Source organism: Variovorax sp. FW301-JW7 (assembly GCF_058788795.1).
Genome location: NZ_JBYTBC010000021.1, coordinates 17647 through 41012, shown reverse-complemented (window position 1 = coordinate 41012; position 23366 = coordinate 17647). Strand labels below are relative to the sequence as shown.

General features: G+C 68.9%; 19 protein-coding genes. 12 read left to right on the top strand and 7 right to left on the bottom strand.

Annotation, left to right across the window (positions count from 1 at the left end):
• Positions 1–2623: Ig-like domain-containing protein (locus tag AC3WQM_RS30755; protein ID WP_492683696.1), on the bottom strand; the 2623-nt coding region annotated here is incomplete at its 3' end.
• Between the two features lie 621 nt (positions 2624–3244).
• On the opposite strand from AC3WQM_RS30755, the gene AC3WQM_RS30750 reads away from it, so the two are divergent.
• The 4 genes from AC3WQM_RS30750 to AC3WQM_RS30735 all read left to right on the top strand — a co-directional run bounded on the left by AC3WQM_RS30750 (position 3245) and on the right by AC3WQM_RS30735 (position 7967).
• Positions 3245–4072 (top strand): response regulator transcription factor, encoded by an 828-nt coding sequence (locus tag AC3WQM_RS30750; RefSeq protein WP_354344853.1) that lies wholly within the window; start codon positions 3245–3247, stop codon positions 4070–4072.
• Between the two features lie 15 nt (positions 4073–4087).
• On the top strand, positions 4088–6397 hold the full coding sequence (locus AC3WQM_RS30745; protein WP_492683695.1) for a sensor histidine kinase: 2310 nt from the start codon (positions 4088–4090) through the stop codon (positions 6395–6397).
• Positions 6398–6525: 128 nt separating this feature from the next.
• Positions 6526–7113, top strand: coding sequence for a PadR family transcriptional regulator (locus AC3WQM_RS30740; RefSeq protein WP_062474958.1), 588 nt, complete (start codon positions 6526–6528; stop codon positions 7111–7113).
• A gap of 11 nt (positions 7114–7124) precedes the next feature.
• Positions 7125–7967, top strand: coding sequence for a siderophore-interacting protein (locus AC3WQM_RS30735; protein ID WP_492683694.1), 843 nt, complete (start codon positions 7125–7127; stop codon positions 7965–7967).
• A 133-nt stretch (positions 7968–8100) separates the two neighbouring features.
• Here AC3WQM_RS30735 and corA read toward each other — a convergent pair whose 3' ends face one another.
• From corA to AC3WQM_RS30720, 3 genes are all read right to left on the bottom strand, one after another.
• Complete coding sequence (corA, locus tag AC3WQM_RS30730) at positions 8101–9084, bottom strand: magnesium/cobalt transporter CorA (RefSeq protein WP_492683693.1); 984 nt, start codon at positions 9082–9084, stop codon at positions 8101–8103.
• A 33-nt stretch (positions 9085–9117) separates the two neighbouring features.
• Positions 9118–9684 (bottom strand): hypothetical protein, encoded by a 567-nt coding sequence (locus tag AC3WQM_RS30725; RefSeq protein ID WP_492683692.1) that lies wholly within the window; start codon positions 9682–9684, stop codon positions 9118–9120.
• A 133-nt stretch (positions 9685–9817) separates the two neighbouring features.
• The gene (locus AC3WQM_RS30720) at positions 9818–10006 is read right to left on the bottom strand and encodes a polysaccharide deacetylase (RefSeq protein WP_390342593.1); all 189 of its coding nucleotides are present in this window, start codon (positions 10004–10006) and stop codon (positions 9818–9820) included.
• Positions 10007–10259: 253 nt separating this feature from the next.
• Here AC3WQM_RS30720 and mutS point away from each other — a divergent pair, with 253 nt between their 5' ends.
• The 3 genes from mutS to AC3WQM_RS30705 are packed head-to-tail and all read left to right on the top strand — an operon-like array spanning position 10260 to position 14603.
• Complete coding sequence (gene mutS / locus AC3WQM_RS30715; RefSeq protein WP_492683691.1) at positions 10260–12926, top strand: DNA mismatch repair protein MutS; 2667 nt, start codon at positions 10260–10262, stop codon at positions 12924–12926.
• A 28-nt stretch (positions 12927–12954) separates the two neighbouring features.
• On the top strand, positions 12955–13794 hold the full coding sequence (locus AC3WQM_RS30710; protein ID WP_062474940.1) for a proteasome-type protease: 840 nt from the start codon (positions 12955–12957) through the stop codon (positions 13792–13794).
• A 2-nt stretch (positions 13795–13796) separates the two neighbouring features.
• Positions 13797–14603: an alpha/beta fold hydrolase gene (locus AC3WQM_RS30705; protein WP_174543661.1), complete on the top strand. Its 807-nt coding sequence runs from the start codon at positions 13797–13799 to the stop codon at positions 14601–14603.
• A 7-nt stretch (positions 14604–14610) separates the two neighbouring features.
• Here AC3WQM_RS30705 and AC3WQM_RS30700 read toward each other — a convergent pair whose 3' ends face one another.
• Positions 14611–15123 (bottom strand): MOSC domain-containing protein, encoded by a 513-nt coding sequence (locus AC3WQM_RS30700; RefSeq protein ID WP_492683690.1) that lies wholly within the window; start codon positions 15121–15123, stop codon positions 14611–14613.
• A 112-nt stretch (positions 15124–15235) separates the two neighbouring features.
• Between AC3WQM_RS30700 and AC3WQM_RS30695 the strand changes: the two genes are divergently transcribed.
• The 5 genes from AC3WQM_RS30695 to AC3WQM_RS30675 all read left to right on the top strand — a co-directional run bounded on the left by AC3WQM_RS30695 (position 15236) and on the right by AC3WQM_RS30675 (position 20472).
• Positions 15236–16534 (top strand): RNA polymerase sigma factor, encoded by a 1299-nt coding sequence (locus AC3WQM_RS30695; RefSeq protein WP_492683689.1) that lies wholly within the window; start codon positions 15236–15238, stop codon positions 16532–16534.
• Positions 16516–16896 carry a YciI family protein gene (locus tag AC3WQM_RS30690; RefSeq protein WP_070062632.1) on the top strand — a complete coding sequence of 127 codons (381 nt, stop codon included), beginning with the start codon at positions 16516–16518 and terminating at the stop codon, positions 16894–16896. Before AC3WQM_RS30695 ends, AC3WQM_RS30690 begins: the two co-directional genes overlap by 19 nt.
• 95 nt (positions 16897–16991) lie before the next feature.
• Positions 16992–17804 (top strand): SDR family NAD(P)-dependent oxidoreductase, encoded by an 813-nt coding sequence (locus tag AC3WQM_RS30685; protein WP_492683688.1) that lies wholly within the window; start codon positions 16992–16994, stop codon positions 17802–17804.
• A gap of 113 nt (positions 17805–17917) precedes the next feature.
• Positions 17918–18631 carry a response regulator transcription factor gene (locus AC3WQM_RS30680; protein WP_095746141.1) on the top strand — a complete coding sequence of 238 codons (714 nt, stop codon included), beginning with the start codon at positions 17918–17920 and terminating at the stop codon, positions 18629–18631.
• A 74-nt stretch (positions 18632–18705) separates the two neighbouring features.
• Entirely contained in the window at positions 18706–20472 is a 1767-nt protein-coding gene (locus tag AC3WQM_RS30675) for a sensor histidine kinase (RefSeq protein WP_492683687.1), read from the top strand.
• On the opposite strand, the gene azu is transcribed toward AC3WQM_RS30675, so the two are convergent.
• Complete coding sequence (gene azu, locus AC3WQM_RS30670; RefSeq protein WP_492683686.1) at positions 20465–20917, bottom strand: azurin; 453 nt, start codon at positions 20915–20917, stop codon at positions 20465–20467. The genes AC3WQM_RS30675 and azu overlap by 8 nt on opposite strands.
• A 98-nt stretch (positions 20918–21015) precedes the next feature.
• A complete protein-coding gene (locus AC3WQM_RS30665) occupies positions 21016–23364 on the bottom strand; it encodes a cytochrome P450/oxidoreductase (RefSeq protein WP_492683685.1) in 2349 nt (782 codons plus the stop codon).
• Positions 23365–23366 lie beyond the last annotated feature (2 nt).

Here is a 23366-nt window from a genome sequence, read left to right as displayed (position 1 = left end):
TCGTCGTCGTGCCGCCATGGCCATCGCTCACCGTGACAGTGAACGTGTCGGTGCCGTTGAAGTTCGGGTTCGGCGTGTAGACGTACGTGCCATCGGGATTGACCGTGACAGAGCCGTTCGAAGGATTGCTGCCCTTGGTGTAGGTCAACGCGTCACCGTCGACGTCGCTGCCGACGACCTTGCCGTTGACGGGCGTGTCCTCGTTCGTGGTCTGGTTGTAGTTGGGCGCCGTGGGGGCATCGTTGACCGGATCGACGGTGACCGTGATGGTGCTCGTCGTCGTGCCGCCATGGCCATCGCTCACCGTGACAGTGAACGTGTCGGTGCCGTTGAAGTTCGGGTTCGGCGTGTATGTGTAGGTGCCGTCGGGGTTGACGACCACGGAGCCATTCGAAGGATTGCTGCCCTTCGTGTAGGTGAGCGCATCGCCGTCCACGTCAGTGCCCGTCACCTTGCCGTTGACCGGTGTGTCTTCGTTCGTGGTCTGGGTGTAGTTGGGTGCCGTGGGGGCGTCGTTGACCGGGTTGATGGTCACATTGACGGTGCTGGTGGCGGTGCCGCCGTGGCCGTCACTCACCGTCACGGTGAAGCTGTCGGTGCCATTGAAGTTCGCACCCGGGGTGTAGGTGTACGTGCCATCGGGATTGACTGTGACGGTGCCGTGCGCTGGATCGCTGCCCTTCGTGTAAGTCAGTGCGTCGCCATCGACGTCGCTGCCGATCACCTTCCCGCTGACTGGCGTGTCCTCGTCCGTGGTCTGGTTGTAGTTGGGTGCCGTCGGTGCATCGTTCACCGGATCGACGGTGACCGTGATGGTGCTGGTGACCGTGCCACCGTTGCCGTCGCTCACTGTCACAGTGAATGTGTCGGTGCCGTTGAAATTCGGGTTCGGCGTGTAGACGTAGGTGCCATCAGGATTGACCGTCACCGTGCCGTGCGCCGGATCGCTGCCCTTCACGCAGGTCAGTGCGTCGCCATCGACGTCGCTGCCGATCACCTTCCCGCTGACCGGCGTGTCCTCGTTCGTGGTCTCGGTGTAGTTCGGTGCCGTCGGTGCATCGTTCACCGGGTTCACGGTCACGTTCACCGTACTGGTGGTCGTTCCGCCGTGGCCGTCGCTCACGGTGACCGTGAAGCTGTCGGTGCCCTTGAAGTTCGCGCCGGGGGTGTAGGTATACGTTCCGTCGGCATTGACCGTGACCGTGCCGTGCGCGGGATCACTGCCCTTGGTGTACGTCAGCGTGTCGCCGTCAATATCGCTGCCGATCACCTTGCCGCTGACGGGCGTGTCTTCGTCCGTGGACTGGTTGTAGTTGGGCGCGGTCGGTGCGTCGTTGACCGGGTTGACGGTCACGTTCACCGTGCTGGTAGTCGTGCCGCCATGACCGTCGCTCACCGTCACGGTGAAGCTGTCCGTGCCGTGGAAGTTGGCACCCGGGGTGTAGGTGTAGGTGCCATCGGCATTGACCGTCACCGTGCCGTGCGCTGGATCGCTGCCCTTGGTGTACGTCAGCGTGTCGCCATCGACGTCGCTGCCGACGACTTGACCACTGACTGGCGTGTCTTCGTTCGTCGTCTCGGTGTAGTTCGGCGCTGTCGGTGCATCGTTCACCGGATCGACCGTCACCGTCACCGTGCTCGTCGTCGTCCCGCCATGGCCATCGCTCACTGTGACAGTGAACGTATCGGTGCCGTTGAAGTTCGGGTTCGGCGTGTACGTGTACGTGCCGTCCGGGTTGACCGTCACCGTGCCGTGCGCCGGGTCGCTGCCCTTCGTGTAGGTCAGCGTGTCGCCGCTGTCGATGTCGCGGCCGGTCACCCGACCGCTCACGGGCGTGTCTTCGTTCGTCGTCTCGGTGTAGTCGGGCGCGGTGGGCGCGTCGTTCACGGGCGAGACGGTCACGGGCACCTTGACGGTGGTGGTGCCGCCCTTGCCGTCGCTGACGGTCACTTCGAAGCTGTCGGGGCCTTCGTAGCCTGGCTTGGGGGTGTAGACGAACTGGCCCGTGGTCGGATCGACGGTGACGGTGCCGTGCTCGGGGCCCTTGGCGACGGTGTAGGTCAGCGTGTCGCGGTCCAGGTCGGTGGCATGCACCTGGCCCTGCACGGGCTTGTCCTGATCGGTGACGACAGGCTCAGCCTTGCCTTCGGGGCCGCGGTTCTGCGCGGGCAGCAACGGCGGGATGAAGGCCGGGCCACCACCGCCGCCGCCACCACCACCACCGCTCGCGGCGGCACCGACGCCCAGCACGCCGAGCGCGCCCAGCAGCCAGCCCGGCACGCCGTCGGGCAGCAAGGCGCCGCCGGCGTCGTTCCATTCGATCTCGGTGAAGTGGAAGTCTTTCCAGGGCGCGGTGTACTGACCCCACCACTGCACGCCGGCGCCGTCTTCGAGCACGAGGTCGTTGCGGCCGGCGTCGGGGTACTCGGCGAAGAAGCCGCGCACGGCGACTTCCTGGCCGTCGCGCAGCACGAGCACGAGGTCGTCGCCGCGGCGCTCGAACTTGAGCACGCTCTCGGGCGCGATCTTCAGCGTGACGATCGACGGGCGATCCAGAACCAGAGGGGCTTCCGCCGTCGCTTTGCGGGATGACGCGCCACCAGACTTGTAAACAGCTTCCATGATTGGTCTTTCTCCTTGACTCCGAACCTCGGGCGAGCCCTCGCTTTCAGCGAACAGCCCGGGTCGCACGTTGGGAAATCTCGAAGGCCGCGGGTGGCTCTCGAGGACTCGCCGGCGCGACCCGGTGCGCGGGTCACGCAGGCTTGCGCTTGCATGGGGCCGGATTCTTGGTTCGGGGGGGTGTCCGGACTTTTGCCGGAGAGGCCGTGGCGTTTGCCGTGGCGTACAACTGTTCACAAACGTGTGTGAATGTCGAATACTTCACACGATTGGCCAAAGAAATTCAGCAATTCGCAAGTTAGGAAAGCGAGCGCTGGCGGCCTTTTGGCTTACGGGCTTTTGCTGGAGCGTCCAATTCTTTTGATGGACGGAATCGGCCCGGCTATTTCCTGCAATACCGAACGGGCCCTGTCCGGCACCCTGTTTTCCCTCTGACAGACCCCCTCGCCGCGGCACCTTTTTTAAGGCCTCGGGCGGCAATGGCGGGTGAATCGATCAGGAATGAAGACCGGTCATTGGATGAATTTGCATTTCTTGTGACAATGATTACCAAATTAATTTCTTGGTTACATTGTTTCGGTCACAGGGCGTTCACACGCGGTGCCGGCGCCCCCTCTTTCCATGTCCTATTGGTCACCTCCGGAGCCCCGGAGAGCTCATCTTCTGGTTGTCGACGACAACGTCGACGAACTCAAGCTCTTGCTGGAAACGCTGCGGGGCACGGGCTACCGCATCACGCTCGCCTTCGACGCGATGGAGGGCTACCGGCGGGCGACGACGCTGCAGATGGACCTGGTGCTGCTGGACGTGCGCCTGGGCGGCACCGACGGATTCGCCGCCTGCCGCCTGCTGAAGGCCGACCCGGCCACGGCGGACATTCCGGTGATCTTCGTGACCTCGTCGGCCAGCCTGGAAGAGCGCCTGACGGGCCTGCGGGCCGGCGCGGTCGACTACATCGTGAAGCCCTTCGACCCGGCCGAGGTGATGGCCCGCGTCGAAATTCATCTGGCGCTGGCCGAATCCCGCAGGGCGCGCACCGCCCCTGCCACGCAGGCGGCGCCCCCGCCCGATGACCCCGCTGCGAACGACGGCGGCGCGCCGGGCTCGGGCATGGACCGCGCGCTCATGCAGGCGGCGGAGCGGCTGATACTGGCCGACCTGAGCCGCGTGCTGCCGCTGCGCGAGCTGGCGGCGCGCGTGGGCACGCACGAGAAGCGCCTGTCGCGCGTGTTCAAGGAGCTCGCGAACCGCACGGTGTTCGAGTTCGTGCGCGAGGCGCGGCTGCACGAGGCGCAGCGCCTGCTGCTCGAATCGGCCATGCGCATCGAGGAGATCGCCGCGGCGGTGGGGTTCTCGAGCGCCGCGAATTTCGCGACGGCGTTTCGCGAGTACTTCGACTGCACGCCCTCGGCCTGCCGCCAGGCCGGTGTCGAACGTTCCGGCACCTGACGCGCGATGCATCCGGTGCGCACACGCCCCTGGTGGGCAAGCGGTCTGCTGCTCGGCCTGGCCTTGTGGTTGTGGGGCTTCGCGGCCAGCGCGGCCGAAGCCGTCAGGTTCAGCGCGTTGACCCGGGGCAAGGTCGCCATCGAACAGACCGTCGAGGTGCTGGAAGACCCCACGGCCCGCCTGTCGGCGCGCGAGGTGCTCGCCTTGCCGAGTGGCGGTGCGAACGGGTTCGTGCCCGCCACGCCCGACCAGCTGATGCGCGGGTTCTCGACCTCGGCGGTCTGGCTGCGCCTGTCGCTGGTCAACGATGCGCAGGAGGTGCGCACGGCGCGGCTCGGGCTCAATGTGACGTGGCTGCGGCATGTCGACTTTCATCTGCTGCGCACGCGCAATGGCCAACCCGCATGGACGCACGCGCAGGCCGGCGTGTCCGACCCGATGGACAGCACGCATCGCTACGACCGCATTCCCCAGCTGCGGATCGACCTGCAGCCGGGCGAGTCGGTGCAGGTGCTGGTGCGCGTGATGAGCACGGGCCAGATCAAGCTGGTGCTGGAGCTGCACACCGACGAGGCGTGGCATCACATCGAGCGCAACCACGCGCTGCTCAGCGGCCTGCTGATCGGCGGACTGCTGGCCTTCGCGGTGTACTCGGCGGCGCTGTGGTGGATTTCGCGCGCGCCGATGCTGGCCTTCCAGGCGGGGAGCTTTGCGCTGCTGGCGCTGTACGAGGCCACCTACCGGGGCTACGCGCGCATTGCGCTGTGGCCCGACAGCACCACCTGGAGCTACCGCGGCCACAGCGTGATGGTGGCGGCCACGGCGCTGTGCCTGCTGCTGTACTTTCACGAGCGCGGCCGCCAGAGCCCGGTGCGCGTGCCCGGGCGCCCGCTGCTGTTCGTGCTGGCCGGCGTCGAGATCGTCGTGCTGCTGGGCACTTTGTTCGGCCCCTACGCGACCTTCGCCGCCATCGGCATCGTGAACGCGCCGCTGATCGTGCTCGCGCTGACGGTCTGCACCTTCATCTACCAACGGCGCGCCGGGCCGGGCGGGCGGCTGTCGCTGCTGGTGATGCTCGTGATCTGCGTGGGCGCGCTGATGCGCATGTCGGCGCTGATGTTCGCGGAGCGCTCGATGTCCGACTTCGACCACTATGCGCTCGCGTTCCCGGGCATGCTGGTGGGCGCGTTCGCGATCACGGCGTGGTCGTTCCAGGAAACGCGCCAGCGCAACGCGGCGCAGCAGACGCTGCTGGCGTGGCAGGCCCAGGAGCAGCAGCGGCTCGAGGAAGAAGTGGTGCGCAAGACGCGCGCGCTGAGCGAGGCGCTGGGCCAGGCCGAGCAGCGCACGCGCGAGCAGAAGGAGCTGCTGGCCTACATCAGCCACGACCTGCGCGCGCCGGTGGCCACCATCCTGGGCAACCTGCGGCTGATGCAGGACGCCGGCGACATGCCCGCGCCCACGCGGCTCGCCACCATCGAACGCAGCGCGGCCTACCAGCTGGAGCTCATCGATGACCTGGTCGACTACGCCAAGGGCGAGCTGGCGCCGCTCGCCGTCGAGGCGCAGCCGGTGCAGTTGCGCACGCTGGTCGACAACGTCGCGCAGTACGCGGACGCGCTCGCGCAGCGCCAGCACAACAGCTTCGAACTGACGATCGACGGTGAGCTGCCGGCCCTGGTCCACCTGGACGGCAAGCGGCTGCAGCAGGTGGTGCTGAACCTGCTGTCGAACGCGGCCAGGTTCACGCGCAACGGCGCCATCGGGCTGCGCTTGCAAGCGCAACCGTCCCACGGCGCGTGGCTGTTGCATTTCGAGGTGACCGACAGCGGCACGGGCATCGACACCGACACGCTCGATCGCATGACCCGCCTGCTGGCCGACAACGCACCCAGCATGGCGGGCGGCGGCCTCGGGCTGGTGATCGCGCAGCGCATCGTGCAGCGGATGGGCGGGCGGCTCGCCATTCACAGCGGCATGGGCGCGGGGACGCGGGTGGTGTTCTCGCTGTCGACCGAGCCGGCGCCTTCGTCGGCTGCGCCTGCGCCGCCGTTGCCGGAACCCATCGCCGCGCCCGGTCCGCGCCCAAAGCCCCGGGCACGCCGGCCACTTCCGGTATTGACGCCGTTGTCGCCGGCGCAGAAGGACGAACTCGAAGCGCTCGCCCGCGACGGGCGCTGGAGCGACCTGCACGAATGGGTGAACCGGCTGGCCGCCGAGGCGCACAGCCAGCCGATGGTGCTGACGCTGCGCCAGGCGCTGGACCGGCTGGACTTCGAGCAGATCCGCCTGATGGCGCGCGCGGCGCCTTTGCGTCCGCTGTAGCCCGCTCTCGCCCGCCGGGGCCGCGCGCCAGAACCCATGCGACCGGCAGGGTCGCACCATGGGTGGGCTTTCGCTTTCTATTTCGATATATCTAGAATAGTCTCGACCCACTCAAGAAAGCCATCCCCATGCGCCACCTTCACCACGCTCCGCACCACCATCACCACCGCCACGCCCCGCGCGGCGAACACGAAGACGGCCTGGCCGGCGGTGGCCGCGGAATGCGCGGCGGGCGCGGCGGCGGCGCGGGCCGGGTGTTCGGCCACGGCGGGCTGCGCTTCGTGCTGCTGCAGCTCATTGCCGACAAGCCCTCGCACGGCTACGAGCTCATCAAGGCCATCGAAGACCGCCTGGGCGGCACCTACGCGCCGAGCCCCGGCGTGGTCTACCCCACGCTCACGCTGCTGGAAGAGCTGGGCTACCTGAGCGTGGAAACCGCCGACGTCGGCGGTCGCAAGCGCTACAGCATCACGCCGAGCGGCCAGGAGTTCCTGGCCGCCAACCGCGAGACGGCCGACGCCATGATGGCCCGCATGGCGGGCGGCGTGGACGGCGCCGGCCCGCGCGCCGGACGGCCCCCGCAAGTCACCCGCGCCATCGAGAACCTCAAGCTCGCGATGCGCCTGCGCCTCGGCGGCGCCCCCCTCACCGAACAACAAGCCCACGAATTCGCCGCGGTGCTCGACAGCGCCGCACAACAGCTCGAACGCATTTGATTCAACCTGAAATGACCGACTTCACCACCACTGCTTCTTCTTCCAACACGCCCGACCGCACGCCGCGCCGCGTGCGCCACGAACTTCGTTTTCGCCAACTCACGGTGAAGACCGTGCAGCGCGTGACGCCGCACCTGATCCGCATCACGCTGACCGGCGACGCGCTCGAAGGCTTCACCAGCCCCGGCTTCGACGACCACGCGAAGCTGTTCTTTCCCGACGCCGCCACCGGCCAGCTCACGCTGCCGACCGCCGGCCCCGACGGCCCCGTGTGGCCCGAGGGCGGGCGCCCCGCCATGCGCGACTACACGCCGCGCCGCCACGACGCGCAAGCCAATACGCTGGAGATCGACTTCGCGCTGCACGACGCCGGCCCCGCCACGCAGTGGGCCGAGCAGGCCAAACCCGGCGACATCGTCGGCGTGGGCGGCCCGCGCGGCTCGTTCATCGTGCCGACCGAATTCGACTGGCACCTGCTGATCGGCGACGACACCGCCCTGCCCGCCATCTCGCGCCGCCTGGCCGAACTGCCGGCCGGTGCGCGCGTGGTGGTGCTGGCGGAAGTCGACAGCGCGGCCGACGAGATTCCCTTCGAGACGCAGGCCGAACTCACGCTGCGCTGGGTGCACCGCGAAGGCGCCGCGCCGGGCCTGAGCCCTGTGCTGGTCGACACGCTGAAGGCGATGGCGCTGCCAGCCGGCGACTTCCACGCCTGGGTCGGGTGCGAATCGGCGATTGCGAAGGCGCTGCGCGCGCACCTCGTGGGCGAGCGCGGCGCGAACCCGAAGTGGGTTCGGGCGTCGGGTTACTGGCGTCGCGGTGCGGTGGCGACGCACGACACGCACGACGAGTAAGTGTTGGTATTGCTCCTTCCCCTCCCGGGGGAAGGCTGGGATGGGGGCAAGCGGCCTTCAAAAAGCCGCTGAGGGTTGAGAGGCCGCGAGCCCCCACCCCAGCCCTCCCCCGAAGGGGAGGGAGCCAAACCCTTCAAAGCCAGCCGACGCGCCTGAACCGGTAGTACAGATAGCCGCAGGTGCTGACGATCAGCCCCAGCGCCATCGCGTACCCATAGCGGAATTTCAGCTCCGGCATCTGCTCGAAGTTCATCCCCCAGATGCCTGCGAACGCGGTGCACACCGCAAAGATGCTGGCCCAGGCGGCGAGCCGCTTGGTCACTTCGCTCTCTTCGATGGTGACCATCGAGAGGTTCACCTGCACCGCTGTGGCGATGGTGTCGCGCACCGCGTCGATCGAGCCGTTGATGCGCACCAGGTGGTCGCCCACGTCGCGGAAATACTCCTGCGTGCCCACGCAGATCTGCGGCACGCGCCCGCCATGCAGCTTGCCCGCCGCCTCTACCAATGGCGCCACCGCGCGCTTGAGGATGAGGCTGCGGCGCTTCAGGTCGTACAGCTGCTTGATCTTGTCGCGCGCCGCGCCGCCCTGAGCAAAGATTTGCTGCTCGATGGATTCGAGTTCCACTTCGAGCGCGTCGATCACCGGAAAGTAGCGGTCGACCACTGCGTCCATCAGCGCATAGAGCACGAAGCCCGCGCCGTTGCGCAGCAGGTCGGGCTCGCGCTCGCAGCGCTCGCGCACGCCCAGGAAGCCCTGCTGGCTGCGGTTGCGCACCGACAGCACGTAGTTGCGGCCGACGAACACGTTGACCTCGCCCACGTTCACGCTGTGCTCGCCGTCGGCTTCGGTCGAAGGCTCGACCAGGTGCATCACGACGAACAGCGAGTCGCCGTACTCCTCCACCTTGGGGCGCTGGTGGCCATGCTGGGCGTCTTCGACGGCCAGAGGGTGCAGGTCGAACTCGTCCTGCATCTGGGCCAACTCTTCGGGCGTGGCATCGCTCAGCGCCACCCAGACGAAGCAGCCGGCGCGGGAGATGTAGTCGCTGATGTCCTCGACGGGAATGTCGGCGAGCTTGGCGCCGTTTTCATAGGCCACGCAGTTGATCAGCATCGGGACGCTTCCCTCTTCGAACTTGGAATGAACTCAGGCGGCTGCATCGGTCGATGCGGTCGCGGCCAGGGTGGCCGTGTCGGCCAGCGAGGCCTCGATGGCCTGCGTCTCGCGCGCGAGCAGGGCCAGACCCTTGTCGGCGAACGCGCGGTGGCTGTCCACGTCGGCCCACAGGCTCGCCGCGGCTTCGGCACACGTCAGCGACGTGAAGCGGATGCGGCCCTTGGCCAACGCGACGAAACGCTGCTCGCGCAGCGGATCGGCCCGGTCCCAGGCGCCGCCGATGAGCACGCGCTTGCCGCGCTTGATGCGGGGTTCGCGCTCGGCGAAGAAGGGCAACTTGGCGCCGAACCAGCCCGGCAGGCCGGTGTTCAGCGCGGTGTCGAAGGCCGAGGGGGCAGCGTTCGCCTTGGCAAAGTCGCGCAGCGTGCCAAGCTGGTAGAGCGCCGGGTCCTTGGCGCCGCCTGTGCCTTCCACGGGCCGGATGACGGACGGGGCGTTGCCCGTACCCGGGCGCCCTTCGGGCCGTTTCGACTTGCGCAGGTCCGCCAACTGGGCCGGCGACATGCACAGGTACAGCGCCGCGAGTTCAGCGGGCAAGGTGGCGGTGTCCGGGAGCGCGTCCGCTGCAGGGCCTTTGATTTCATCCGACGGGGCCATGGGCGCCTTTGTTCTTCACGCGGGGTTTGCGCCGGGGGATTTTAGGAGCGGCGGTGCAGGCCGCCCGGCCGCGTCAGTGCTCGGGGCCGCCCTGCCCCTGCGGCTCGGGCGCCGGGGCCGGCAGCCATTGCAGCTCGTCCGGCAGATACGGCCGCGACCATCTCATGCCGTCCAGCCGCACGCGCAGCGTGAGCCCCCGCACGGTGGTCACGGTGCCGGGCTGCCCGTGCACCAGCACCCTGGCGCCCTTGCGGGCAGGCACATGAAATCGTTTCCGAATGTCCTCGTAGCTCACTGGGGTCTCCATCGATGAAGGTCGCGTGCGCCCGCGTAGTCATGCGCATGCGCATGACTACGCGCGGGGGAGCTGTCTGGATTCAGGGGAATGCGGCCAAAGTGGACGCGGCGGGGATGCCGGTGCGGGGAGGCCGGCGCGCACGCCGATGGCCGTCCCCGATAATGACCCGATCCCCGGGATGCGCAGCGCGCACCCTCTTTTCTTCTCCACGGATTCAATGACCTTACCGGTGAAAAGCACCAAAGATCAAGCCCCCTCGGCTGGCGATTTCGCCGGGCACACGCCGATGATGGCGCAGTACTTAGGCCTCAAGGCCGACCACCCGGACACCCTGCTGTTCTACCGGATGGGCGATTTCTACGAACTGTTCTGGGCCGACGCCGAAAAGGCCTCGCGCCTGCTCGACATCACGCTCACCCAGCGCGGCCAGTCGGCCGGGCAGCCGGTGCTGATGTGCGGCGTGCCCTTCCACTCGGTCGACACCTACCTCGCGCGGCTCATCAAGCTGGGCGAGTCGGTCGCCATCTGCGAGCAGGTGGGCGAGGTCGGTGCCAGCAAGGGGCCGGTCGAGCGCAAGGTGGTGCGGGTGGTCACGCCCGGCACGCTGACCGACTCGGAACTGCTCAACGACAAGAGCGATTCGCTGCTGCTCGCCGTGCATGCGGGCACGCGCAATTTCTGCGGCCTGGCCTGGCTCAGCGTGACGGGCGCCGAGCTGCGGCTGGCCGAGTGCCCGGCCGATGCGCTCGAAGCCTGGATCGCGCGCATCGCGCCGAGCGAGCTGCTGTACAGCGCCGAGGTCACGCCCGCTTTCGAGCAGCGCCTGAAGGCCGCGCGCGCGGCCGTGCCGTTCACGCTGTCGCTGCGTCCGGCCTGGCAGTTCGATCCCGGCCTGGGCGAGCGCAAGCTCAGCGAGCAGATGGGCAGCCACAGCCTCGCGGCGTGGAACGCCGAATCGCTGGGCAATGCGCATGCCGCCGCCGCCGCGTTGCTGGGCTATGCCGAGCACACGCAGGGCCGCGCGCTGTCGCACGTGCAGCGCCTGTCGGTGGAACGCGACGGCGACCTGATCGAGCTGCCGCCCACCACGCGCCGCAACCTGGAGCTGGTACAGACGCTGCGCGGCGAAGACGCGCCCACGATGTTCTCGCTGCTCGACACCTGCATGACGGGCATGGGCAGCCGCCTGCTCAAGCGCTGGCTGCTCTCGCCGCGCCGCGACCGCAGCGAAGCGCAAGGCCGGCTCGACGCCATCGGTGCGCTGCAGTCCCCCGGGCCCGGCGCCACCGCCGCGCCCTGGCGCACGCTGCGCGAGCAACTGAAGAACACGAGCGACGTGGAACGCATCGCGGCGCGCATCGCGCTGCGCCAGGTGCGCCCGCGCGAACTGGTGGCGCTGCAGCTCGCGCTGGCGAAGGCCGAGCAGCTGGCGCCGCTGCTGCCGGGCGCCGCTGCGCTGCTGGCGCAGATCACCGAACGCCTCGCACCACCGCCGGGCTGCGCCGACCTGCTGGTGCGCGCGATCAAGCCCGATCCGTCGGCGCTGGTGCGCGACGGCGGCGTGATCGCCACCGGCCACGACGCCGAGCTCGACGAGCTGCGCGAGATCAGCGAGAACTGCGACGACTTCCTGCTCAAGCTCGAAATCAGCGAGCGCGAGCGCACCGGCATCAGCAACCTGCGCGTGCAGTTCAACCGCGTGCACGGCTTCTACATCGAGGTGACGCAAAGCGCGCTCTCGAAGGTGCCCGACAACTACCGCCGCCGCCAGACGCTGAAGAACGCCGAGCGCTTCATCACGCCCGAACTCAAGGCTTTCGAAGACAAGGCGCTGAGCGCGCAAGACCGCGCACTGGCGCGCGAGAAGTGGCTGTACGAGCAGCTGCTCGACGCGCTGCAGCCCTCGGTGCCCGCGCTCACGCAACTGGCCGGCGGCATTGCCGCGCTCGATGCGCTGTGCGCGCTGGCCGAGCGCTCGCACACGCTGAACTGGCGCGCGCCGACCTTCGTGTCGCACCCGTGCATCGAGATCCAGCAGGGCCGCCACCCGGTGGTGGAGGCGCGGCTGGCCGAGAAGTCGTCGGGCGGCTTCATTGCCAACGACACGCAGATGGGGCCGCAGCAGCGCATGCAGATCATCACCGGCCCGAACATGGGCGGTAAGTCGACCTACATGCGGCAGGTGGCGATCGTGGTGCTGCTGGCCTCCATCGGCTCGCACGTGCCGGCCACGGCCTGCCGGCTCGGGCCGATCGACGCCATTCACACGCGCATCGGCGCGGCCGACGACCTGGCCAACGCGCAGTCGACCTTCATGCTCGAGATGACCGAGGCCGCGCAGATTTTGCACGGCGCCACGGCGCAGTCGCTGGTGCTGATGGACGAGATCGGCCGCGGCACCAGCACCTTCGACGGCCTGGCGCTGGCGGCCGGCATCGCGGCGCAGCTGCATGACCGCAGCAAGGCCTTCACGCTGTTCGCCACGCACTACTTCGAGCTCACCGAGTTCCCGGCCACGCACCACGGCGCGGTGAACATGCACGTGAGCGCGACCGAGTCGGGCCGCGACATCGTGTTCCTGCACGAGATGCAGCCGGGCCCGGCCAGCAAGAGCTACGGCATCCAGGTGGCGCGCCTCGCGGGCATGCCCGCGGCGGTGGTCAACCATGCGCGGCAGGCGCTCGATGCGCTCGAATCGCAGCATGCGCAAACGCGTGCGCAGGTCGACCTGTTCGCGCCGCCGCCGGCCACCGAAACCCCCATGGCCAGCGCCGTAGAATCCGCGCTGGCTGCCCTCGACCCGGACGCCATGAGCCCGCGCGAAGCCCTCGACGCGCTCTATGCCCTCCAGAAACTGAACGCACGTGAACGCAGTACCGCATGAGCGGGCCCAGTTCCTGCAAGGCGAACCCATGACTTATTGCGTAGGCATCAAACTCAACGCCGGCCTGGTGTTTCTCTCCGACTCGCGCACGAACGCGGGGGTGGACCACATCAGCACCTTCCGCAAGATGATCGTCTACGAGCAGCCGGGCGACCGCGTCATGGTGCTGCTGTCGTCGGGCAACCTGAGCATCTCGCAGTCGGTGCGCGAAATCCTGCAGATCGAAGAGCTGCGCGAAACGCGCGAAGACGGCACGCAGGGCGAACCCATCACCATCTGGAACGCCAAGAGCATGTTCGACGCCGCGCGCGTGCTGGGCTCGGCCGTTCGCCATGTGTACGACCGCGACGCCGAGGCGCTCAAGCACGCGGGCCTCGATTTCAACGTGTCGTTCATCTTCGGCGGGCAGGTCAAGGGCGAAGGCATGCGCCTGTTCCTGGTCTACGCCGCGGGCAACTTCATCGAAGCGACCACCGAGACGCCCTACTTCCAGGTCGGCGAGTCGAAGTACGGCAAGCCCGTGCTCGACCGCGTGCTCACGCCCGAGACGCCGCTGGACGAAGCCGCCAAGTGCGCGCTGGTGTCGATGGACTCGACCATGAAGTCGAACCTGTCGGTCGGCCTGCCGCTGGACCTGGTGGTGTACGAAGCCAACAAGCTCGAGACCGACCGCGTGATCTGCATCGACGCCGACAACCCCTACTACCGCATGATGCACAACAGCTGGGGCCAGAAGCTGCGCGAGGTGTTCGACAGCATCGAAGACCCGGTGTGGGACGACAGCGCCACCGAACACCCGCTGCGGATGCCGGCCACGCGCCACAGCCCGCTGCGCAAGATCTCCACGCCCGACGAAAAGCTCATCTGAATCTGTCCGTGCCTCCTGTCATCTTTTCGCACGGCAACAGCTTTCCGGCGAGCACCTACCGCGTCGTTCTCGACAGCCTTCGCAACCGGGGCTTCGAGGTCGACGCCATCGAGAAATTCGGGCATGACCCGAAGTACCCCGTCACCGACAACTGGCCGCACCTGGTGCAGCAGCTGGCCGACTTCGCCAAGCTGCGCGCCGACCGCGCGGGCGGCCCGGTGTTCCTCATCGGCCATTCGCTGGGCGGCTTCCTGAGCCTGATGTGCGCGGCGCGCCACCCCGAGCTGGCGCGCGGCGTGCTGCTGATCGACTCGCCGATCCTCGGCGGCTGGCGCGCGAACACGCTCAACGTGGTCAAGCGCACGCCGCTCATGAAGAGCATTTCGCCCGGCGCCACCAGCCGCAAGCGCCGCAACAGCTGGGAGCACCGCGAGGCGGTGTTCGAGCACTTCCGAAGCAAGAAGGCGTTCGCGAAGTGGGACGAGCAGGTGCTGCACGACTACATCGACCACGGCACCTTCGACAGCGAAGACACGCGCGCCCTGAGCTTCGACCGCGACGTGGAAACCGCGATCTACAACACCCTGCCCCACACGCTGGGCGGGCTGCTGCGCCGCCACCCGATCAAGTGCAAGGTGGCCTTCATCGGCGGACGCCAGTCGGTCGAGATGAAGCAGGTGGGCATGGCGATGACCGAGCAGGTCACCAAGGGCCGCATCACGATGCTCGACGGCAGCCACCTGTTTCCAATGGAAAAGCCGCTGGCCACGGCAGCGGCCATCGAAGCCTCGCTGCGCAACCTGATGTAGGTGGTGTTCAGGCGGTGCGGCAGGCGACCGCGTCGCCGACGCGCAGCACACCGCCACGCAGCACCCGCGCCGTCACGCCGCCATGCCCGCGCATGGCGTTGTAGCCGCCGGGGCCGAGCAGTTCTTCCATGCGCGAACAGGGCTCGCAGGGCCCGGTGATCTCGAGCAGCACCTCGGGCCCGAGCGCCAGCACCAGCGGCTGGTCGCGAAACAGCGAGCGCGCTGCCAGCAGGTTGAGGCCCGACACGACGAGGTTGCGGCGCAGCAGGCTCGCATCCACACCCTCCATGCGCTGCGCGAGCGCCGCGACAACCGGCAGGTGCTCCGCCTGGATCAGCGTGACCTGCCGCTTGCCACCCCCGCGCCCCGCACTGCTGCGGTCGCCGGCCAGGCCCAGCCCTTCGATCGCCAGCACCTCGTTCACCGATTGAACTGGCGTGCGCCGCGCGGGGCGCAGCAGGATGGCGTCGAGCCGGCCGGGGTGCGGGAACTGCCGGGTCAGGGCGTGGAGGTCGGACATGCGCCGCATTGTCCACGCGGACTTTTTTTGCGCGTCGCTGTCGGCCCGCCGCATACTGGCGCGTCCTTGGGGTTGAACCGACCTTCTTCGAAGCGACACGACCGCGCCGACGATGACCACCACCGAGCTGAGCTGGATCGCCACCACGCTGACCGCCGCGCGCCCGCGCGCGGTGGCGGCGCTGCTGCGCTACTTCCGCGACCTGGACACGGCCGAGGAAGGCTTCCAGGAAGCCAGCCTGCGCGCGCTGCGGCACTGGCCCGAGCACGGGCCGCCCGACGATCCGCTGGCGTGGCTGATCCTCGTAGGGCGCAACGCGGCGCTCGACGAGCTGCGGCGGCGCGACCGGCACGATCCGCTGCCCGAAGCGGACGACGGCGACGCGGACATGGCCCTCGACCCCGACCTCGCCGAACAGCTCGACCAGTCGCACTACCGCGACGACGTGCTGCGCCTGCTGTTCGTCTGCTGCCACCCCGCGCTGCCGCTCGCGCAGCAGATCGCGCTGGCGCTGCGCATCGTCTCGGGCCTGTCGGTGGCGGAGATCGCGCGCGCCTTCCTGGTCGGCGAGCGCGCCATGGAACAGCGCATCACGCGCGCCAAGCAGCGCGTGGCCGCGGCCGGCCTGCCCTTCGATGCGCCCGGCGCGCGCGAACGCGGCGAGCGGCTGGCGGCCGTGGGCGCGGTGGTCTACCTGCTGTTCAACGAAGGCTATGCGGCCAGCGGCGGCACGGCCCATGTGCGCGTGGCGCTGTGCGAAGAGGCGATCCGGCTCGCGCGCCTGCTGTACGACCTGTTCCCCGACAAGCCCGAGACCGCCGGCCTGTGCGCCCTGCTGCTGTTGCAGCACGCGCGTGCCGATGCGCGGCTGGACGCGGCCGGTATGGTCGTGCTGCTCGAAGACCAGGACCGCAGGCGCTGGCACCGCGCGGCAATCGACGAAGGCCTGGCCCTGCTCGACGCCGCGCTGCGCCAGCGCCGCATCGGGCCGTACCAGCTGCAGGCGGCCATCGCGGCCACGCACGCGCGGGCGGTGCGCGCGGCCGACACCGACTGGGCCGAGATCGACCGGCTCTACGCCGGGCTCGAAAAGCTGCAGCCCTCGCCCGTGGTCACGCTCAACCGCGCGGTCGCCGTGGCCAAGGTGCGCGGGCCCGAGGCGGCGCTGGCGATGGTCGACGCGCTGGCGGAGCCGCTGTCGGCGTACTTCCACTTTCACGGCCTGCGCGGCGGGCTGCTGATGCAGCTGGGCCGTGCCGACGAGGCGCGCCGCGCCTTTGCCGACGCGCTCGCGCTGGCCCGCACCGCCGCCGAGGCCGCGCACATCCGCCTGCTGCTCGACCGCCTCGGCGCGGGCGCCTCTTCCGACTCCCTTCAAGCAAAGGACGCACGATGCTCTATTCCATCCTGATCTACGGTTCCGAAGCTGCGGCGGCCGGCTGGGCGCCCGAGGTCGAAGACGAGATGCTCGAGCGCCACACCGACCTGCGCGACGAGCTGCAGGCCGCCGGCCGCCTCGGCACCGTGCTGCGCCTGATGCCCGACACCGCCACCACCGTGCGGCACGCCGGCGCCGCGCACCCGCTGGTGACCGACGGGCCGTTCGCCGAGACGAAGGAGCAGCTGATGGGCATCTACATCGTCGAGTGCGAGTCGCTCGAAGACGCGCGGCATGCGGCGCGGCGGCTGGACTTCGAGGGCGGCGTGTTCGAGATCCGCCCGGTGACCTGGTACGACCCGGGCGTGATCGCGCCGCGCATCCCGCAGGTCTGAAAAAACTCCACTGCGCTGTCGGATCGCCAGGGCCTGCGCCGTCCTTGGAACGAGCGCCTGCATATCGCAGGTCGCCACTCCAAGGAGAAGCACTCATGCCCTCGACTATTCAGTCTTTGCAAGACCGCTGCGCCGTGATCCACGGCGGCAGCGGTGCCCTCGGCGGCGCCGTCGCCCGCGCCTTTGCTCGCGAAGGCGCCCGCGTGTTCATCACCGGCCGCAGCCGCGACAAGCTTGACGCGGTGGTGCGAGACATCGCCCAAGCCGGTGGCCGTGCGCAGGCCGCGGTGGTCGATGCGCTGGACGAGGCCGCGATGCTGCGCGACGCCGCCGAGGTCGCCGAGCAGGCCGGCGGCATCGACCTCGCCTTCAACGCCGTCGGCATCTTCCACGTGCAGGGCCGACCGCTGGCCGAGCTGTCGCTGGAGGACTTCTTCCTCCCCATCCACGCCTACACGCGCGCCAACTTCCTCACCGCCAAGGCCGTGGCACCGCACATGGCGGCGCGCGGCGGCGGCGTGATCCTGTCGGTGTCGACGCCCGCCTCGCGCCTGCCCGGCCCGGGGTACCTCGGGCATGCCGTGGCCTGCGCCGGCGTGGAGGGGCTCGCGCGTCACATGGCGGGCGAGTTGGCGGCGTTTCGCATCCGCACCGCCTGCATCCGCTCGCACGCGATTCCCGAGGCGGTGGCCGCGGGCTCGCACAGCGGCGAGGTGTTTCGCCCGGCGGCCGAGCGCATGGGCCTCACGGTCGAGCAGATGCTGGCCGCGCGGCCCGAGGGGCTGTTGGTGGCGCGCCTGCCCTCGCTGGACCAGCTCGCGGGCACCGCGGTGTTCCTGGCCTCGCCGCTGGCCGGGGCCATGACGGGCGCAATAGTCAACCTGAGCGGAGGGGTCATCCTCGATTAGGGTTGTGGTCGCTTTGAATTAACATCAAGATACAAATAGGAACTTTAGAAACAGTCGTTTCATTTAAGAAAAAACGTTGCACCACGTACACCACGGCTCAAAAATGTCGTCCTATGTCTGCCCCTCTCCTGGAAGACGTTGAAGTGGTCTCGCTGAGCCCCGCGCTGGTGGTCGAAGACGATCCGGCGATGCGCGAGCGCCTGGCGTACGTGCTGTCGACGCTCGGATGCGACGAGCCCCAGATCGCCTGGGCCGACAGCCTGACCTCGGCCCGCTCGCTGCTGGAGCAGCAGCATTTCGGTGTGGCGCTGATCGACATCGGCCTGCCCGACGGCAGCGGCGTCGACCTGATCGAGTGGATGCACGAGCACCACCGGCTGGTGCCCGCGGTGGTGATCTCGGCCTGGCGCACCGAGGCCGTGATCTTCGCGGCGCTGCGTGCCGGCGCCATCGGCTACCTGCTGAAGGAACGCGACGACCTCGAGCTCAGCATCGCGCTGCGCAGCATCGAGCAAGGCGGCGCGCCGATCGACCCGGCCATCGCCCGCCGCATCCTCGGCTGGGTCGCGACCCAGCTGCCCAGCCTGCCCACGCCGCCCGATGACCCGTCGCTGACGCCGGCCACCACGCCCGTCATGCTGACGCCGCGCGAGCGCAAAATCCTCGAGCTCGTGTCGCAAGGGATGAGCAACCGCGACATGGCGGAGGCGCTGTCGATCTCCAGACTGACCGTGGAATGCCACACCAAGAACATCTACCGCAAGCTGGCCGTCAACTCGCGCACCGAGGCGGTCTACCAGGGCCGAAGGCAGGGCTTGCTGCGCTGAACTTCTTTGCGGGCCTCGTTCTGTGGGCCCTGTGGCTGCTGCTCTCGACGGGCAGCGCACACGCACAAACACCGGTGGTTCCTGAACTGCGCGCCGAAGCCGCACGCGGCACCGGCTGGGACGACACGGCCCCACCCGCCGATGGCTGGACGCCCGTCGCCCTGCCCGACAGCTGGGCCACGCGCTGGCCCGGCTTCGACGGCGTGGTCTGGTACCGGCTGACCTGGGAGCAGCCCGCGCCCGTGACCGAAACCGGGCTGCTGCTGCACTACCTGAACATGGCCGGCGAAGTCTCGCTCAACGGCACGACGATCTGGCGCGACCGCAGCCTGGTCGAGCCGCTCACGCGCGCGTGGAACTCGTCGCGCTACTGGGTGTTGGCCGCGCCGCAGCTGCGCGCCGGCACCAACACGCTGCTCGTGCGCGTGTCGGGCCTGTCGGCCTACCAGGCCGGGCTGGGGCCGGTGAGCCTGGGCACGCCCGCCGCCCTGCAGGCGGAGTTCGACCGCGAGCAGCTCATGCGGCGCGACCTGCAGGTGTTCGGCCTGGCGACCAGCGCGGCGGTGTCGGCCTTCTTTGCGGCATGGTGGCTGCTGCGCCGGCGCGAGACGGCCTACGGCTGGTTCGCGGCGATGTCGGTGCTGTGGCTGCTGTTCGGCTACAACCAGATCGCCACCAGCCCGTGGCCTTTTGCCAGCAACCACAGCTGGCAGGCGCTGAACACCTCGCTGCTGCTGGTGTTCAGCGTGTCGTACGGCGTATTCGTGCTGCGCTTTGCCGGGCGGCGCCTGCCGCGCCTGGAGATCGCGGCGTTCGCGGTGGCGGCCGTCGGCGTGCTCGACCTGTGGTTCGCGGGCGCTGCGAACCTGCCCACCCACCGCGCGATCTGGACGCTGGTGGGCGGCCTCACCATCATCGTGGTGAACAGCAGCGGCATCTTCCATGCGCTGCGCCACCGGGGCAGCCCGATGCGCTCGCTCGCGCCGTTCATGGCGGTGTCGGCGCTCACGGGCGCGCACGACCTGTTGGTGTTCACGCAGGTGATCGACAGCAACATCTACTACACGACCATGTCCTCGTACGTGCTGCTGCTGGGCATGGCACTGACGCAGGCCGGGCGCTTCGTGCAGAGCCTGCGGCGCATCGAGAACTTCAACACCGAGCTGCTCGAGGAAGTGAACGCCGCCAAGGCCGAGCTCGCGTCCACGCTCGCGCAGCAGCATGCGCTGGAACTCGCGCACGCGCGCATTGGCGAGCGCGTGGCGCTGGTGAGCGACCTGCACGACGGCCTGGGCGGCATGCTGGTGGGCAGCATCGCGACGCTGGAGCGCACGCCCGAGCACCTCAACGCGCCGCAGCTGCTGGCGATGCTCAAGAGCCTGCGCGACGACCTGCGGCTGATCATCGACGCCACCGGCCGCGACGACGGGGCGCGCGCGCTCGGCGAGCTGCTGGCGCCGCTGCGCTACCGCAGCGCGCAGCTGCTGGACGCCAACGGCATCGACTGCCGCTGGAAGGTCTCGGGCATCGACACGCTCGAACTCGCGCCCTCGCAGAGCCTGGACCTGATGCGCTTCCTGCAGGAGGCGCTGACCAACGTGCTCAAGCACAGCGCCGGCCGTCGCGTCGACGTGACGGTGGCGCGCGCGGGCGCCGAGCTGCAGCTCAGCGTGCGCGACGACGGCCGGGGTTTCGCGGTGGACGGCGTGAGCGGCGGCGCGGGGCTGCGCAACCTGCGGGCGCGGGCACGCCGCCTGGGCGCGCAGCTGCAGCTGCAGTCGCGCCCCGGCGAAACGCAGGTGGTGCTGCGGATGCCCCTGGGCGGTGCGGCGGCTACTTGACCAGCGCCAGCGTGCCCTTCATGAGCGACGCGTGGCCCGGGAACGAGCAGAACCACGCATAGCTGTCCCCTGCCTTGAGCTTGCTCACATCGAAGCTCACGGCATCGGCCTCGCCGCCGCCGATGACCTTCGAATGCGCGATGACGCGGGCATCGCTCGGCTTCACGTAGGCCTTGTCCAGCCCCGCGCCGATGCCGTCCGCCGCCACGCCCTGTGCGTCGGTGGCCTTGCTCAGCACCCAGTTGTGGCCCATCGAGGCCTTGGGCAGCTTGCCGACGTGCTTGAGCTTCACGGTGAACTGCTTGCAGCTGGCCGGCACGGCGATGGCGCTCTTGTTGAACTGCATCGCGTCGTTGCCTTCGATCTCGATGTCGCAGGTGGCGGCCAGCACGGGGCCGGCGAGCAGCGCCGTGAAAAGCAGGGCCGCGGTGGTTCTCGTCTTCATCACATGGTTCCTTCGGTGAGGTGCCGATTCGGCACGCCCCACTGTGCGGTGGGCGTGCCACGAAACGCTTGCGATGGATCAATGCGCGGCGAAAGGCCTCAAAGCTCGAGCACCAGCCGCCCCTCGCAAGCACGCGAACAGCAGGCCATCATCTTCGTGTTCGCATCGCGCTCGCTGCGCGTGAGCACCACGTCGCGGTGATCGACCTTGCCGGCCAGCACGCGCACTTCGCACGAACCGCACAGGCCTTCCTCGCAGTCGCTCTGCACATCGACGTTGGCCGCGCGCAAGGCCGTCAGCAAGGTCTGGTCGGGCGGCACGGTGATCATGAGGCCGGAGTCCTTCAGCTCCACCTCGAAGGCATGTTCCTTCGACGGGTCGAGCGTGGCGAGCGTCGATTCGAAATGCTCCACGCGCAAGGCGCCCTCGGGCCACGCGGCGCAGCAATCTTCCAGCGCTTCGAGCATGCGCAGCGGGCCGCAGGCATACACCTGCGCGCCGGGCACGGGCGTGGCCAGCAGCGCGCGCAGGTCGTTGCGCCGGCCTTCGTCGGCGGCGTGCACGTGCAGGCATTCGCCGTGCAGCGCGGCCAGCTCGTCGACAAAGGCCATGGTGGCGCGGCTGCGGCCGCTGTAGTGCAGTTCGTAGTCCATGCCCAGCGCCTTGGCGCGCCGCGCCATCGCGCTCACGGGCGTGATGCCGATGCCGCCGGCGATGAAGATCGCCTTGGCCAGCGACTCGTCGAGCCGGAAGTGGTTGCGCGGGCCGCGGATGCGCAGGCGGTCGCCCACCTTCACGTTCGCATGCACCCAGGCCGAACCGCCACGGCCTTCGGGCTCGTGCAGCACGGCGATCTCCAGCGCATGGGCTTCGTCAGGGTCGCCGCACAGCGAGTACTGGCGCGACAACTCGGGCGAGCCGCATTCGACGTCGATGTGCGAGCCCGGCGTCCAGCGCGGCAGCGGCTTGCCGTCGGGCGACACCAGGCGCAGGCGCACGATGCCGTCGGCCACCGGCGTCACGCGCTCGACCACCACGGGCCGCGCGATGGCGTGCGCCGACGGCTCGCCGATGCGCACCGGCACCTGCACGTCGCGCAGGCCGGCGTTGGCGCGCTCCGGGTTGGCACGCGGGTCCCACTCGACCCACAGGTGCTCGGGGCCGCGGAACGAGGTGTTGGGCACGTAGCTGAAGCGCTGCGCCGACAGGCGCATGTGCGGCAGCCGGCGCGTGAACTCCTCCAGGAAGATCTGCATCTCCATGCGCGCCAGGTTCTTGCCCATGCACTGGTGCGAGCCGTAGCCGAAGGTCAGGTGGTCGCTGGCGTTGTCGCGGCGGATGTCGAACAGGTCGGCATCGGCGAAGTGGCCTTCGTCGTGGTTGGCCGACGAGGTGACGATCAAGAGGCGCGAGCCCGCCGGCAAGTCGACGCCGCCGACCTGCGTGTCCTTGGTGACGAGCCGGCGCCAGGCGGCCACCGAGCCGTTGTGGCGCAGACACTCTTCCACCGCGTTGGGAATGAGGCCCGGGTCGTCGCACAACTCCTGCCACACCTGCGGGTGCTGCAGCAGCAGCTTCACGGCGTTGGCGGTGGCGTTGGCGGTGGTCTCGTGCGCGGCCACGATGCCGGCCATCATCATCGAGTGCAGGTACGAGTCGGTGACGACCTCGGGGTGCTGCATCTGCTTGCGGATGCCGTACTGCATCCAGCCCGGTGCGTCGGGGTCTTGCCGCATCTTGTCGAGCACCTTGCCGGCGTACTGCCAGAAGTTGCCGACGGCGTGCGCCACGGCCACCTGTTCCTCGGGCTTGGGGCGACCCCAGGTGTTGACGGTGTGCGCGATGGAATATTTGCGCAGCGTGTCCATGTCTTCCTCGGGCACGCCGAGAAAGTGCAGCGCCACGGTGAGCGGGATTTCCCACAGCATCTGGTCGACGAGGTCGGCGCGGCCGTCGTCGATGAAGCGGTCGACATAGCTGCGCGCGAGTTCGCGCACCAGCGGCTCGTGGTGCTTCAGCGCCTCGGGCGTGAACGGGTCCATGAGCGCGCGGCGGCGCGGCATGTGGGCCGGCTCGTCCTCGTTCACCAGCGTGCGGTTGAGCGCGAAGCCGTAGCTTGCGAGCACGGCGTTGGCTTCTTCGCCCGTGGGCGTGATCTTCTCCAGCGCGTTCGACGGGCTGAAGGTGAGGTTGTCGCGGAACACCGCCTTGATGTCGTCGTAGCGCGTGATCACCCAGTAGCCCAGCCTGGGGCTGTAGAAGATCGGCTCCTGCTCGCGGGCCCAGCGCACGTACTCGGGCGGGTCCTGCTGGTAGCCGTCTTCGAAGGGGTCGAACTCGGCGGCGCGCTGGCTCACGGGGCAGCCGGTGGGCGTGCGCTCGGCGGAGAGCGCCCCGTGCGCGACGGGGCAACCGGAAGTGCGCGAAGGCATGGCGGTGTCGGACATGG

Bases quoted from the DNA above. Each gene is read 5' to 3' on its own strand.
- AC3WQM_RS30750 (WP_354344853.1), top strand. From the start codon at position 3,245: ATGTCCTATTGGTCACCTCCGGAGCCCCGGAGAGCTCATCTTCTGGTT.
- AC3WQM_RS30710 (WP_062474940.1), top strand. From the start codon at position 12,955: ATGACTTATTGCGTAGGCATCAAACTCAACGCCGGCCTGGTGTTTCTC.
- corA (WP_492683693.1), bottom strand. From the start codon at position 9,084: ATGCTGATCAACTGCGTGGCCTATGAAAACGGCGCCAAGCTCGCCGAC.
- AC3WQM_RS30740 (WP_062474958.1), top strand. From the start codon at position 6,526: ATGCGCCACCTTCACCACGCTCCGCACCACCATCACCACCGCCACGCC.
- AC3WQM_RS30695 (WP_492683689.1), top strand. From the start codon at position 15,236: ATGACCACCACCGAGCTGAGCTGGATCGCCACCACGCTGACCGCCGCG.
- AC3WQM_RS30690 (WP_070062632.1), top strand. From the start codon at position 16,516: ATGCTCTATTCCATCCTGATCTACGGTTCCGAAGCTGCGGCGGCCGGC.
- AC3WQM_RS30700 (WP_492683690.1), bottom strand. From the start codon at position 15,123: ATGTCCGACCTCCACGCCCTGACCCGGCAGTTCCCGCACCCCGGCCGG.
- AC3WQM_RS30665 (WP_492683685.1), bottom strand. From the start codon at position 23,364: ATGTCCGACACCGCCATGCCTTCGCGCACTTCCGGTTGCCCCGTCGCG.
- AC3WQM_RS30735 (WP_492683694.1), top strand. From the start codon at position 7,125: ATGACCGACTTCACCACCACTGCTTCTTCTTCCAACACGCCCGACCGC.
- mutS (WP_492683691.1), top strand. From the start codon at position 10,260: ATGACCTTACCGGTGAAAAGCACCAAAGATCAAGCCCCCTCGGCTGGC.
- AC3WQM_RS30680 (WP_095746141.1), top strand. From the start codon at position 17,918: ATGTCTGCCCCTCTCCTGGAAGACGTTGAAGTGGTCTCGCTGAGCCCC.
- AC3WQM_RS30685 (WP_492683688.1), top strand. From the start codon at position 16,992: ATGCCCTCGACTATTCAGTCTTTGCAAGACCGCTGCGCCGTGATCCAC.
- azu (WP_492683686.1), bottom strand. From the start codon at position 20,917: ATGAAGACGAGAACCACCGCGGCCCTGCTTTTCACGGCGCTGCTCGCC.